This window comes from Streptomyces sp. NPDC041068 (assembly GCF_040647455.1).
Taxonomy (GTDB): domain Bacteria; phylum Actinomycetota; class Actinomycetes; order Streptomycetales; family Streptomycetaceae; genus Streptomyces.
This window is the reverse complement of record NZ_JBEZCG010000016.1, coordinates 210017-223915: the sequence shown is the minus strand read 5'-3', so window position 1 is coordinate 223915 and position 13899 is coordinate 210017. Positions and strand designations below refer to the sequence as shown.

General features: G+C 71.1%; 10 protein-coding genes. 4 read left to right on the top strand and 6 right to left on the bottom strand.

Going from position 1 to position 13899, the window contains the following annotated elements; genetic code table 11:
* Positions 1–121 precede the first annotated feature (121 nt).
* Positions 122–1324, bottom strand: a complete 1203-nt coding sequence (locus AB0B50_RS33120) for an RNA-guided endonuclease TnpB family protein (protein ID WP_362339502.1) — start codon at positions 1322–1324, stop codon at positions 122–124.
* Positions 1325–1426: 102 nt separating this feature from the next.
* Between AB0B50_RS33120 and AB0B50_RS33115 the strand changes: the two genes are divergently transcribed.
* On the top strand, positions 1427–2911 hold the full coding sequence (locus AB0B50_RS33115; RefSeq protein ID WP_362339501.1) for a DUF2079 domain-containing protein: 1485 nt from the start codon (positions 1427–1429) through the stop codon (positions 2909–2911).
* Positions 2912–3003: 92 nt separating this feature from the next.
* On the opposite strand, the gene AB0B50_RS33110 is transcribed toward AB0B50_RS33115, so the two are convergent.
* Both AB0B50_RS33110 and AB0B50_RS33105 read right to left on the bottom strand, forming a co-directional pair.
* On the bottom strand, positions 3004–5592 hold the full coding sequence (locus tag AB0B50_RS33110; RefSeq protein WP_362339500.1) for an FtsX-like permease family protein: 2589 nt from the start codon (positions 5590–5592) through the stop codon (positions 3004–3006).
* Positions 5589–6377 (bottom strand): ABC transporter ATP-binding protein, encoded by a 789-nt coding sequence (locus AB0B50_RS33105; RefSeq protein WP_362339499.1) that lies wholly within the window; start codon positions 6375–6377, stop codon positions 5589–5591. The genes AB0B50_RS33110 and AB0B50_RS33105 overlap by 4 nt, the downstream gene beginning before the upstream one ends.
* 396 nt (positions 6378–6773) lie before the next feature.
* Between AB0B50_RS33105 and AB0B50_RS33100 the strand changes: the two genes are divergently transcribed.
* The 3 genes from AB0B50_RS33100 to AB0B50_RS33090 all read left to right on the top strand — a co-directional run bounded on the left by AB0B50_RS33100 (position 6774) and on the right by AB0B50_RS33090 (position 10456).
* Entirely contained in the window at positions 6774–8315 is a 1542-nt protein-coding gene (locus AB0B50_RS33100) for an MFS transporter (protein ID WP_362339498.1), read from the top strand.
* A gap of 111 nt (positions 8316–8426) precedes the next feature.
* Entirely contained in the window at positions 8427–8858 is a 432-nt protein-coding gene (locus AB0B50_RS33095; RefSeq protein ID WP_362339497.1) for a DUF485 domain-containing protein, read from the top strand.
* Between the two features lie 17 nt (positions 8859–8875).
* Positions 8876–10456: a cation acetate symporter gene (locus tag AB0B50_RS33090; protein ID WP_362339542.1), complete on the top strand. Its 1581-nt coding sequence runs from the start codon at positions 8876–8878 to the stop codon at positions 10454–10456.
* Here the strand turns inward: AB0B50_RS33090 and AB0B50_RS33085 are convergent.
* The 3 genes from AB0B50_RS33085 to AB0B50_RS33075 form a co-directional block, all read right to left on the bottom strand.
* Positions 10453–11355, bottom strand: coding sequence for a cellulose-binding protein (locus AB0B50_RS33085; protein ID WP_362339496.1), 903 nt, complete (start codon positions 11353–11355; stop codon positions 10453–10455). The two genes, AB0B50_RS33090 and AB0B50_RS33085, sit on opposite strands and share 4 nt — an antisense overlap.
* 119 nt (positions 11356–11474) lie before the next feature.
* Positions 11475–12464, bottom strand: coding sequence for an LCP family protein (locus AB0B50_RS33080; RefSeq protein ID WP_362339495.1), 990 nt, complete (start codon positions 12462–12464; stop codon positions 11475–11477).
* Positions 12465–12630: 166 nt separating this feature from the next.
* A partial coding sequence (locus AB0B50_RS33075; RefSeq protein WP_362339494.1) for an SUKH-4 family immunity protein occupies positions 12631–13899 on the bottom strand: 1269 nt, incomplete at its 5' end.

Genomic DNA, 13899 nt, shown 5'->3' with positions numbered 1-13899 from the left:
CGACTCCGGGCTGATCGGCGCGGCCCGGCAGTCCCTGGAGCGAGTACTCAAGCGAGTCGGGCAGGTGTATCTGTTGACATCCCCCCTCCGCTAAAGGAGCGGGTTCTCCGACTCCACGCCGCTACGCGGTGCTCTTTCGGAGCTTTCCTGCTTCGTTGCCGAATGCCCGCCCGGAGGTGCTCCGTTGAGGTCTTACACCGGCTCCACAGGCCGACACCGCCAGCCCGGCGGCCAGAATGTTCTTCGCGGCATTCACGTCCCGATCGTGCCGGGTGCCGCACCCCTTGCACATCCATTCCCGGACGTGCAAGGGCAACCTTCCGCGAATCAGCCCACACGTCGAGCAGGTCCTGCTCGACGGGAAGAACCGGTCCACCACAATCAGCTCGCGCCCGTACCAGACGCACTTGTACTCCAGCATGGTGCGCAATTCCGTCCACGAGGCGTCAGCGATGGCACGCGCGAGCATGCGGTTGCCGAGCAAGTTGCGGACAGTCAGATCCTCGATCACGACCGCTTGGTTCTCGCGGACGAGTCGAGTGGTCAGCTTGTGCAGAAAGTCCCGACGCCGGTCGGTGATCCGTGCATGGATGCGCGCGACACGCTGTCGGGCCTTCTCCTGGTTCTTGGACCCTCGCTCCTTACGCGCCAGATCACGCTGCGCGCGTGCGAGACGTGCCCGATCCTGCTTCCCGAACTTCGGATTGCTGATCTTCTCGCCAGTGGAGAGCGTCACCAGACTGGTCAGGCCCGCGTCGATACCGACATGGCCCCTGGTGGAAGCAAGCGGCTTCACCGACGGATCGTCGACCAGGATCGAGACGAACCAGCGGCCCGCGCTGTCCCGGGATGCGGTGACGGAGGTCGGCTCGGCGTTCCTCGGGAGAGGCCTCGACCAAACGATGTCCAGCGGCTCGCTCATCTTCGCGAGTGTCAGTCGTCCACCACGAAAGCGGAAGGCGGAGCGGGTGTACTCCGCCGACGCTCGTGACTTCTTCCTCGACTTGAAGCGGGGGTACGCGGATCTCTTGGCGAAGAAGCCCGTGAAGGCGCTCTGCAAATGTCTGAGCGCCTGCTGCAACGGCACCGAGGACACCTCGCCCAAGAAGGCCAGATCCTCGCTCTTCTTCCACTCCGTCAGCATCGACGAGGTCTCCACGTAGGAGATCCTCCGGTGCTCCACCGTCCATGCCCGCGACCGGGCATCCAGCGCCATGTTGTAGACCTTGCGCACGCAGCCAAAGGTGCGCGACAGCTCCGCCGCCTGCTCCTCGGTCGGATAGAAGCGGTACTTGAAAGCCCGCTTCACGCACTCGGTCTTCACGTTTCACATCCTAGAGCTGCGGATGTGAGCCATGCGGTGTTTTCTGCGATCTCCCCTCAGGAGACCATGGCCTGCAAAACAGTCCGATCAGAAAGCCACCCCATGTCCGGACCCCAGTCCGATGCCCCCGCCGTCGAGGCCGTCGCCGACGAGTCCGTCGCGGGGAGCGTGCCCGAGCGGATAACCGCGCGGGACCAGAGCTCCCCGGCCTCCGCGGGCCGTGCGGGAGACCGTCTCTGGGACCGCGCCCCCTACCTCCTCGCCGCCGCGCTGTTCGTCGCGTACGCCCTGGTGTCCGTCTGCCGGTTCCGGCGCATGGAGAGCCGTTCCTGGGACCTCGGGATCTTCGAGCAGGCCGTGCGCGCCTACGCGCACCTCCAGGTTCCGGTGGCCGATCTCAAGGGTCCTGGGGCGAACATCCTCGGCGATCACTTCAGCCCCGTCACCGCGCTCCTCGCCCCCGCCTACCGGGTCTTTCCCTCGCCCGTCACGCTGCTCGTCGCCCAGGCGCTGCTCTTCGCCGTCTCCGCGATCCCCGTGACGCGCGCCGCGACCCGGCTGCTCGGCCGCGCCTGCGGCCTCGCCGTCGGAGTCGCGTACGGGCTGTCCTGGGGCATCCAGCGCGCCGTCGACTTCGACTTCCACGAGATCTGCTTCGCCGTACCGCTGATCGCCTTCTCCCTGGAGGCGCTGCTGCGGCAGCGGTGGCGGGCCGCCCTGCTGTGGGCGCTGCCCCTCGTCCTCGTCAAGGAGGACCTGGGCGTGACCCTCGCCGCGCTCGCCGTCGTCGTGGCGATCCGGTGCCGCCGCCAGGACCCGAAGGCCCTGCCCTACGCCCTCGGCGTCGCCGCCTTCGGTGCCGTCGCCGCCCTCGTGACGCTGACCCTGATCATTCCCGCCTTCAACTCGGTCGGCTCGTACGACTACTGGAACAAGGTCGGCGAGGGCGGCGCGACCGCCGGGCTCTTCGAGGGGCTCGACACCAAGCTGCGCACCCTGCTGTGGCTGCTGCTCCCCACCACCGGGCTGCTCGCCCTGCGCTCGCCGCTGCTCCTGGTCGCGCTGCCCACCCTCGGCTGGCGCTTCCTCTCCGGCGACGACCACTACTGGGGCACCGACTGGCACTACAGCGCGGTCCTGATGCCGGTCGTCGCCCTCGCCCTCGTCGACGCCGTCGACATCGCGCGGCGCAGCGAGAAGCCGTGGCTGCGCACGTACGCCGACCGGCTTCCCGCCTGTGTCGCGGCCGCCGCGCTCGCCCTGACGACCACCCTGCCGCTGGCCGGCCTCACCGAGTCGGCGACGTACGAGAAGAGCCGGCAGGTGACCGCCAGGGAGCGGCTGCTCGACCGCGTCCCGGACGGCGCCACCGTCGAGGCGAACATAGGGCCGATCAGCAGGCTCACCTCCCGCGCCCGTGTCTTCTGGGTGGGTGCGGCCCGCCCGGTCGTCCCCGACTACCTCGCCCTCGACGTCCGCTCGGGCTGGACGAAGGACCCGGTCGCGTACGCCGGCCAGCTGCACCCCGGGACCCGTTACGTCGCGGAGGCCAACGCGTACGGCTACGTCCTGCTCCGCAAGGAGTAGCGAGAACGGGGCCGGGCCCGGACAGGTGTCGGCCCCGGCGGGCGCAGCGCGCTCCCGCCGGGGCCGGCTCCCCCGCTCCCCCGTGGCGGTGGCTATTCGGTGGCGATGGCGTTCAGGACGTTCATCCGTCCCGCCCGGAAGGCCGGGACCAGGGCGGCGAACAGGCCCACGAACGCCGACCCGATGAAGACCGCCGCGATCGTCGGCCACGGGATCTCCAGGACCTTCAGGCCTTCCAGGGCGAGGAGCTTCTGGGCCGTCGCTCCCCAGCCCATGCCGAGGCCGAGGCCGAGCAGCGCGCCGAAGAGGGCGATGACCACCGACTCCATGCGGATCATGCGACGCAGCTGGCGGCGCGAGAGGCCGATGGCCCGCATCAGGCCGATCTCGCGGGTGCGCTCCACCACCGAGAGGGCCAGGGTGTTCACCACACCGAGGATCGCGACGATGATCGCGAGGCCGAGCAGGCCGTAGACCATGTTGAGCATCTGGCCGACCTGGTCCTTCAGCGTCTGCTTGAAGTCGGTCTGGTCCATCACCTTGTACTGCGGGTACGCCTCCAGGGAGTCCTTGAGGGATGCGTACGCGGCGTCCTCCTGGCCCTTGTCGGCCGTGGCGAACATGATGTCGTCCTGCGGCATCCGGTCCGCGGGGACGTAGTCCTTCAGGGTCGTGATGTTCAGGTACATCGAGCCCTTGTCGACCGCGCCCTCGTCCGAGGTGATCGCCGCGAGCCTCAGCTTCGCCGTCTTCCCGTGGTCGAACGCGATCTTCAGCTCGTCGCCGACCTTCAGACCGTGCTTCTTCGCGAAGTCGTCGCCCACCGACATGGCGTCCTTGCCGTACGCGGCGCTCAGCGTGCCCGCGGTCGTCTCGCGGCGCAGGTCCTTGACGTACGTCGGGTCGGCGGCGCTCAGGCCGACGCCGTCCACGGTCTTGCCGTCGGGCGCCGTCATGTCCGCGTTGATCTGCTTGAGCCGCGTGATGTGGCCGATGTGGTCGGCCTTCTCCAGGGCCGCGGCGGCCTTCGGGGTGATCGAGATGCCGGGCTGGGTGGGCTGGACGATGAAGTCCGCGCCGACCGACTTGTCGAGCTCGTCGGTGGCCGACGCGACCATCGAGGAGCCGACGACGGAGAGGCAGGCGACCAGCGCGAGGCCGATCATCAGGGCCGCCCCCGTGGCGCCGGTGCGGCGCGGGTTGCGCAGGGCGTTGCGCTCGGCCATCCGCCCCACGGGGCCGAACATCCGCAGCAGGACCGCGCTGATGACGCGGACCACGCCGGAGGCGAGCACCGGTCCCACGACGACGAAGCCGATGAGGGTCAGGACGACGCCGCCGCCCAGGAGGAGCGAGCCCTCGCTCGCCTTGTCGGCCTGCGAGGCGGTGTAGAGGGCGTAGCCCCCGGTACCGGTGAGGACCAGGCCGATCACCGCGCGCAGCGCGCTCGCCCTGCCGTCGGCCGGGGTGCCCGCGTCGCGCAGGGCGGCCATCGGCGAGACCTTGCCGGCCCGTCGTGCGGGGAGGTAGGCGGCGAGGACGGTGACGACGATGCCGAGGACCATGCCGACCACGGGGGTCGTCCACGTGACGGTGAGGTCGCCGGTGGAGAGCTTCATGCCCATGCCGGACATGAGCTTCATCAGGCCGACGGCGAGTCCGATGCCCGCGCCGACGCCGAGGACCGAGCCGAACACGCCGAGCAGCAGCGCCTCGACGAGCACGGAGCGGTTGACCTGCTTGCGGCTGGAGCCGATGGCGCGCATCAGGCCGATCTCGCGGGTGCGCTGGGCGACCAGCATCGAGAAGGTGTTGATGATGAGGAAGATGCCGACGAGGAAGGCGATCCCGGCGAAGCCGAGCATCGCGTACTTCATGACGTCGAGGAAGCCGCCGACGTCCTTGCGGCTGTCGTCCGTGCTCTCCTTCTGCGTCTTGATGTCGTACGTGGACACGGAGTCGCCGAAGGCCTTGGTGACGTTCCGCTTCAGCAGCGCGTCGCTGACGCCCGCGTCGGCGGTGAGGTTGACGTGCGTGAACCGGCCGGTGGCGCCGAGGAGTTGGCGCTGGGCGGTCTCCGTGTCGTAGTAGAAGATCGCGGCGCCGGGGTTGGTCACCTTGAAGGTGGCGATGCCGGAGATCTTCGCGGTGCGGTCGCCGGCGGCCGTGATGGTGCGCAGCTCGTCGCCGATCTTCAGGTCGTGCTTGTCGGCGGTGTCGGCGTCGACCATCACCTCGGTGGGGCCGCGCGGGGAGTGGCCTGAGGTGATGTCCATCGAACGCAGGTCGTTGCGCGTCCAGTTGCCGGCGATGGTCGGGCCGCCGCTGGTGGGTCCGAGGTTCTTGTTCTTCGCGTCGACGACGGTCACGCTCTCGCTGCTGACCGAGCCCTCGGCGGACTTCACGCCGTCGGCCTTCCTCGCCCGCTCGACGACGGACGCGGGCATCGACTCGGGCTTGCCGCTGCGCGGCGAACCGTCCGCGTCGTCGGCGGACTTGGGGGTGACCGTCACATCGGAGGCGGTCGCGGCGAAGAGCTTGTCGAAGGTGGTGCCCATGGTGTCGGAGAAGACGAGCGTGCCGCACACGAACGCCACCGAGAGGACCACGGCCACCGCGGAGAGCGCCATGCGGCCCTTGTGCGCGAAGAAGTTGCGCATGGAGGTCTTGAGGACGGTCATGACGTGCGCCCCCGGGCGTCGAACGACTTCATCCGGTCGAGGACCTGGTCGGCGGTCGGGTGGTGCATCTCGTCGACGATCCGTCCGTCGGCCAGGTACAGCACACGGTCCGCGTACGAGGCGGCGACCGGGTCGTGCGTGACCATCACGATGGTCTGGCCGAGCTCGGTCACCGAACGGCGCAGGAAGCCCAACACTTCCGCTCCCGCACGGGAGTCGAGGTTTCCGGTCGGCTCGTCACCGAAGATGATCTCGGGGCGGGACGCGAGCGCGCGGGCCACGGCGACGCGCTGCTGCTGGCCGCCGGAGAGCTCGGTCGGGCGGTGCTTGAGGCGCCCGGCCAGGCCCACGGTCTCCACGACCTGGTCGAGCCAGCCGCGGTCGGGCTTGCGGCCCGCTATGTCCATCGGGAGCGTGATGTTCTCGATGGCGTTGAGGGTGGGGAGGAGGTTGAACGCCTGGAAGATGAAGCCGATCCGGTCCCTGCGCAGCTGCGTGAGCTTCTTGTCCTTGAGGCCGGTGATCTCGGTCTCGTCGAGGAAGATCTGCCCGCCGCTGACCGTGTCGAGGCCCGCGAGGCAGTGCATCAGGGTGGACTTGCCGGAGCCTGAGGGACCCATGATCGCGGTGAACTGCCCGCGGACGATGTCCACGTCGATGTGGTCGAGCGCCACGACGCGGGTCTCCCCCGAGCCGTACGCCTTCACGACCTGGCGCGCCCGTGCTGCCACGGCCGTTCGCCCGCCAGTGCCCCCGTGCCTGGGTGTGGTAACAGCCGTTGTCACGGTATTTCTCCTATGTCGGTCATGCAGTGAGTCGCGGGTGCCCGCCCCACACATGTGTGGGTTCGCAGGGGTTCGCCGCGCGATTCAAGTCTGGTCTCGTGAAGGGGTCCCGCGCGCTGGTGCTCGGCGCAGTCTTTTGCGGGGGAAAACCCCACCCCCGTGGTGCGGTTGTCCGTGCCGGCCCCGTGTCCGGCGCGTAAGAACCATTTAAGGACCGGCCCCGGCCCGTCTCATCATCCGGCGGGACGAACGCCCCCCGGTCCGTAGTGCGGAGGCTCCCCTAGGGGGTCTCCACCCGCTGGTGGAGATCAACTCAGGGTCGTCCACCCCCTGCCCTCCACCCTCGCAGGGTGGGAAAGTGGCCCTCAGCAACTGGTGCAGGGGGAAGGGATCTCGGTGGACGTGCGCGCGGACGCGAGCGGGCGGGACGCGATACGGGGCCGCGGCGCGGTCGTCGCCGCGCTGATGCTCTCCATGGCGCTGGCCGCCCTGGACTCCACGATCGTGGCGACCGCGGTGCCGCAGATCGTCGGCGACCTCGGCGGCTTCTCCGTCTTCTCCTGGCTCTTCTCCGGCTATCTGCTCGCGGTGACCGTCAGCCTGCCCGTCTACGGCAAGCTCTCCGACACCTTCGGCCGCAAGCCGGTCCTCATCGCGGGCAGCGTCCTCTTCCTCCTCGGTTCGTCGCTGTGCGCGGGCGCCTGGGACATGGCGTCGCTCATCGCCTTCCGCGTCGTCCAGGGCCTCGGCGGCGGCGCCATCCAGGGCACCGTGCAGACGCTCGCCGCCGACCTGTATCCGCTCGAGGAACGCCCCAAGATCCAGGCGAAGTTGTCGACGGTGTGGGCGGGCTCGGCCATCGCGGGCCCCGCGCTCGGCGGGCTCTTCGCCTCGTACGCGGACTGGCGCTGGATCTTCCTCATCAATCTGCCCGTGGGCGCCGTCGCGCTCTGGCTGATCGTGCGGCACCTGCACGAGCCGAGCCGCGTCAGGGTCCCCCTCGGCCGCGTCGACTGGCCCGGCGCGCTCGCCGTCTTCGCCTGCGGCGGCGTACTGCTCACCGCGCTCGTCCAGGGCGGCGTCGCCTGGGACTGGCTCTCCGCACCCTCCCTCGCGCTCTTCGGCACCGGCCTCGCCCTGGTCGCCGTCGTCGTGCTCGTCGAGCGCAGGGCCGCGGACCCGATCATCCCCGGCTGGGTCTGGCGCAGGCGCACCATCGCGGCCGTCAACCTCGCCCTCGGCGCGCTCGGCCTGCTGATGGTCGCCCCGACGGTGTTCCTGCCCACGTACGCCCAGTCGGTGCTCCAACTCGCGCCGGTCGCCGCCGGGTTCGTGCTCTCCACGATGACGCTGAGCTGGCCGGTGTCGGCTGCCCTGAGCCAGCACGTCTACCGGCGGATCGGGTTCCGCAACTGCGCGGTGCTCGGCATCGCGGCGGCCGCCCTCACCCTCTTCGCCTTCCCGCTGCTCCCCTACCCCGGCAGCGCGTGGCAGCCCGCCCTGCTCATGCTGCTGCTCGGCGCGACCCTCGGCCTCTTCCAACTCCCGCTGATCGTCGGCGTGCAGTCCACGGTCGGCTGGTCCGAGCGCGGCACGGCCACCGCCTCCGTCCTCTTCTGCCGGCAGATCGGCCAGACCGCGGGCGCGGCCCTGTTCGGCGCGGTCGCCAACGGCGTGCTGGCCTCGCGCCTCGGCGGGGCGGGCTCGCTGGACTCGGTGGCCCGCTCGCTCGACGACCCGACGTCCGTGGCCGACCCGGAGCGGCTGCGGCGCGCGGTGGACGCGGCGGTCGACTGGGTGTACGTCGGTGCGGGGTGCGCGGCCGTCGCGGCCCTGCTGGTGCTCCTGTTCGTGGCGCCACGGCGCTTCCCCGTGCTCCAGGAGGAGCAACAGACCCCACAGCAGGACCAGTTGTCACCCACGCAACAGGCCGACTGATCGGTTTGTCGAAAACCCCACACACCACCCCTACTTACAAGTAACGTCTCGGCTCCCCTCGCTCCCTGCGGTCCGCACCACCGGACCGGAAGCCGCGCAAGGAGAACCGGGATGACCCACCCTCCGTACGACGCACCTCCCCCGCTCCCACCGCACGAGCCGCATCTCACCTACCCCTGGCTGCCGCCGCCCCCGCCCGTGCCCACGCCCCGCCTACCCCGCCGTCCGGCACCCGGCCGCCACAGCGACCTGCGCAAACTGCGCGTCGCCTACCGCGGACAGCGCCGCGTCGCCACGCTCACCGCCCTCGGCTACTTCACGCTCTTCCTCGTCCTGTCCGCCTTCGCGCCGTCCCTGATGACCGGCACCGTCTCCGGCGGCCTGAGCACCGGCCTGCTGCTGGGCCTGTGCCAGCTCCCGGTCACCTGTCTCGCCCTCGTCCTGTACGAGCGCACGGCGCGCCGTCGCCTGGACCCGCTGGCCGAACGGCTGCGCAAACAGGCCGAGTCGGCGGCGGCGCGGGCGAGCGGGGGCCACGCGTGAGCGACGAAGCGCAGACCATGTCCCTGGTGGCCTTCACCGCCGTGGTCACCCTCACGCTGCTGCTGTGCGTCCTGACCGTGCCCGACCGGGACGACCTCGACGAGTTCTACACCGGCTACGGCGCGCTCTCCCCGATGCGCAACGGCCTGGCCATCGCGGGCGACTACATCTCGGCGGCCACCGTCCTCGGCACCGGGGGCGTGATCGCCCTCCTCGGGTACGACGGCGTGGTCCTCGCCCTGAGCACGGCGCTCTCGCTGACCCTGCTGATGTTCCTGCTGGCCGAACCCCTGCGCAACGCGGGCCGGTTCACCATGGGCGACGTCCTGGCGCGCCGCATGCCGGGCCGCGCCGTCCGCATCGCCGTGTGCGTGGCGACCCTGGCGGCGCTGCTCCCGCTGATGCTGGTCCAACTGGCGGGCGCGGGCGATCTGCTGGCATTCATCCTCGGCTTCTCCGACGAGGGCCTGAAGACCGGCTGCATCGTCGCGCTCGGCGCCCTGATGATCAGCTACGCGGCGATCGGCGGCATGAAGGGCACCGCCCTCATCCAGATCCTGAAGATCGTGATGCTCCTCGGCTCCGGCACGGTGGTCGCCGTACTGATACTGCGCCGCTTCGACTGGGACCCCGGCGCCCTGCTCGCCGCCGCACAGCGCGGCAGCGGGGCGGGGCCCGCCTTCCTCCACTCCGGGCTGCAGTTCGCCCACAGCCCCAACCCCCGCCTGGACATGATCAGTTCGGAGCTGACCGTGGTCCTCGGCGGCGCGGCGCTCCCCCACGTCACGATGCGGATGTACACCGCGCGCAACGCCCGCGAGATACGGCGCTCCATGTCCTGGGCGGTCTCGTCGGTCTCCCTCTTCGTCCTGATCATCACCGTGGTGGGCTTCGGCGCGGCCGCGCTGGTCGGCGGCGCGGCGATCGCGAAGGACGACCCGCAGGGCAACACCGCCTATCTGCTCGGCTCCCGCGCGGCGTTCGGCGCCCACAGCTCGACCGCCGAGACGCTGCTCTTCACGACGGTCACCACGGCGCTGTTCCTCACGCTGCTCGCCTCGGTGGCCGGCATGATCCTCGCCTGCGCCAACTCCCTGGCGCACGACGTCTTCGCGCACGGCAGCCGCCCGCCCTCGCCCCGGCGCGAGATGACGCTGGCCCGCGTCTCCGCGCTTGCCACAGGGGTACCGGCGATCCTCCTCGCGGTCCTGGTCAAGGACCACAGCCTCCAGCCCCTGGCCACCCTCTCCTTCTGCCTGGGCGCGTCCGCCCTGGCCCCCGCCCTGGTGTACGGCCTCTTCTGGCGCCGCTACACGCGCACCGGCCTGCTCTGCACCCTGCTCGGCGGCACGCTCGGCGCGACGGTCCTGATGACGGGCACGAACCTGGTCTCCGGCAGCCCCGGCGCGGCCTTGCCGAACCACGACTTCGCGTGGTTCCCCTTCACCACGACGGGCATCGCCTCGATCCCGCTGGGCTTCCTCCTCGGCTGGCTCGGCACGCACCTGTCGGACCGCAAGGGCGCCCAGGACCAACGCAGGCAGTACGAGGAGGTGGAGGGACAGATCCTGGCGGGGGCGGTACGGCGGCGCGGCTAGGGGGTGTCCTCCGCGGGCGCGCGGCCCGTCAGCGCGGCCAGGCTGCTGCGCACGTGGTCCATGTGCGCCCTCACCTCGTCCCACTCCTCGCCGTGCTCGCGCAGCACCCGCTCGGTCTCGCGGGCCAGGCGCTCCTCGACCAGGACGGCCTCCGCGACCAGCTCCGCGCCCCGCGCCTCCGCGTCCTCCTGCCGGTGCCGCGCGGACTCCTCCGCCTCGGCGAGAGCCCGCTTGGCCTCGGAGAGCCGGGCCTCGGCGGCGGCCACCCGCTCCGCGTCCCGCGCGTCCGACGCCGCCTCGCGCTCGGCGGCCTCGCGCTCCGCGGCCTCCCAGCGCTCGCCCTGCTCCTTCTCCTGGTCGGCGAGCAGCGCCTCGCACCGCTGCCGCATCTCGCGCAGCGCGGCGAGCGCCTCGCCGCGCCACTCCTTCACGTCGCGCCGGGCGGCGATCCTCGCCTCGTCGGCCGTGGTCCTGTCCGCGAGCAGCCGCTGCCTCGCCCGCTCGTCGGCATCGGCGCCGACCCGCTCCGCATGGGCGCGCGCGGCATCGCGCATCTCGCGCGCGTCGGCCTCGGCGGCCTCCGTCAGCCGCTGCGCCTCGTCCCGCGCCGCCTCGCGCACGGCGGCGGCCTCGGCCTCGCCGAGCGCGAGGATCTCCTGGGCCCGCGCGCCGAGCGTCTCGTACGTCTGAGGGGCGAGCCGCGACACCACGTCCCGCAGGTGCTCGGCCTCCACCTCCATGTTCTTGGCGAGGACGGTCAGCCGGGCGGCACGCTCCCACGCGCCGTCCCGCTCCTGTGAAAGACCGGCGGCGTACGCCTCCACCTGCGCGGGACGGTAGCCGCGTCCGCGCACGGTGACGAAGCCGTGCGGCGACGACGGTGCACCGCTGCTGCTCATCCTTGGATCCCCTCTCCGACGTACCACGCGCGTACAACGCGATTGGCGCACATCTTGATGGATCAAGCGGAAGCGCTCATAACGCGACACTCCGCCCACCCCACCCGGTCAAGGATGCGTCAATTGGCGGCAGAAGTCGGAATCGGGGTGTCATTTCTGAGCGCTTCGAAGAGCCGATCGGCCTTGACCTGGTCCCACTCGACGACATCGCCGACCCCGGCGATCTCCGGCTCGCTCGCCACCGGCACGGTCGTGGTGGCCCCCGAGCCGCTGGAGAGCCCCTCCATCTCGATCCCCATATGGGCCAGCGCCCCCACGCCGGTGTCCTTGTCGACGGTGAGCGCGTCGAGCGAGGCGCTCAGGAAGGGGATCAGGTTCCACGGCGGCAACAGCACCGAGAGGCTCACGGCCTTCTTCGCGACCGCGCTCACCAGCTGCTGCTGCCGCTTGACCCGCCCCAGGTCGCCCTGCGGGTCGGAGTAGCGGGCCCGCACGTACCGCAGCGCCTGCACCCCGTCCATGTCCTGACAGCCCGCGTCGAAGTCGGCCCCCGACTTCTCGTCGCGCAGACCGCCCTCGGGTACGCAGATGGAGACGCCGCCCAGCGCGTCCACCACGTCGACGAAGCCGAGGAAGTTCACCTCGGCGTAGTGGTCGACGCGCAGCCCGGTGGCCTGCTCGACGGTCTGGGTCAGCAGCGGGGCGCCGCCGAGCGCGTACGCCGAATTGATCTTCCCCTTGCCGTGCCCGGGGATGGCGACGTACGAGTCACGCGGGATCGAGACGAGAGAGGGCCCGCTGTCTCCGTAGTGCAGGACCATGATCGTGTCGGTGTTCAGCCCCTGGTCGTTGCCGACGTGGAGCTCCTTGCGCTGTTCGGGGGTGAGCGAGGAGCGGCTGTCGGAGCCGACGAGCAGCCAGTCGGTGCCCTTGCCCTGGCCGGGCCTGCTCTCGTACTCCGTGAACGCGTCGGTGGTCCGCACCCGCGAACCGGCCCAGAAATACAGGCCGGTTCCGTATGCGGCGACGACGAGAACCAACGCGAGCAGACTCAGCGCGAGCCGCTTGGGCCACCGCCGCCTACCCGTCCTCGAACCCCTGTCTGCCATGCCCGCATGATCGTGCCACGAAGACTCTCACGCAGCTCGAGCCCCGCGCCCCTGCCCAAGGGGCGCGGGGAACTGCGCAATCTTTTCGGGGGCGCGGGGAACTGCGCAGGTCTTTAGGGGCGCGGGGAACTGCGCGACCAGCCACAGGCAACCCGCGCCCGAAGACCTACAGCAACCCGTCCCACATCTGCTCCAGCAACACCGACCACCAGCTCTCCGGCGAAGCCAACGCGGCAGCGTCCAGCGCGGCCAGCTGACTCTGGAAGTCGACCGTCCACCGCCCCGCCTGCTCCTGGTTCAACCCGAACCGCAGACGCCACATACGACCCAGCAACGCCATGCACCGCGCGAACTCGGGCAACCCCGTGTTCACGAACTGCGGCGGCACAGGCGCCCCGCCGGGCCCCTCCTCCACCGGCACGGCCACGATGTTCGCCGTGCCGTACTGGACGCAGAGCGCGCGGCCGAAGTCGCTGCCCATGACCAGGTACGAGCCCGCGTCGGACGCCGGCTGCACACCGCGCTCCTGCGCCAGCTCGGCCAGCGTCGGCACCGGGCGTCCCGGCTGGGCCTGCGCCCAGAAGAACGGGCCGAAGTCGACGGGCAGGCCCGCCACCACGAGGGTGTGCGCCACGATGTCCGGCACGCCCTGGCGGGAGACGGCGCGCTGGTCGAAGCGGAAGATGCCGGGACCGAAGGCCGCGGCCAGCTCCTGCGCGATGCCCTCCGGCGGGATCGCCGGGGCGGGCGGCACCTGCTGCAGCGGGGCGCGCACGGGGGCCGGGCGTGCCGGACCGTCCGCGACCTGGTGCAACTCGCCCTGGTGGGCCAGGAGTTGCTGCATGCCGCCCTGGCGGGACGCGTGGTCCTTGCCGTACGGGGCGATGGACGTGATCCGCGCCTGGGGCCAGGTCTCGCGGATCATGCGGGCGCAGTACGCGCCCGGCAGCTCGCAGGACTCCAGCTCCGTGTGGAGTTCGAGCACCTGCTGCGGCGGCACGTTCATGCCGCGCAGCTCGTGCAGGATCTGCCACTCCGGGTGCGGGGTACCGGGCGCCGAGCGGCGGATGAGTTGCTGCTCGGAGCCGTCGGCCGCGCGGTAGCGCAGCACGGCCTGGTAGCCGGGGCCGACGGTGGGCTGGCCGGTGGGCGGCTGCGGATAGCCGTACGGCGGCTGACCACCGGGAGCGCCGGGAGCACCGGGTCCCGGCTGCCCCGGAGCGGGCGGCGGAGGCATGCCGGGCGCGCCGGGACCGCCGACCGCGGGTCCGGCCAGCATCGTCGCAGCGTGGTGGACACCACCACCGGGAGGCGGCGTGGCGCCGCCACCGGGAGCGCCGGGGGGACCGGGCGGCTGCGGAGCACCGGGCGCACCCGGCGGCTTGAGCCCACCGCCGAGGCTCGGGTCGGCGAGCATCGTCGCGGCATGGTGCAC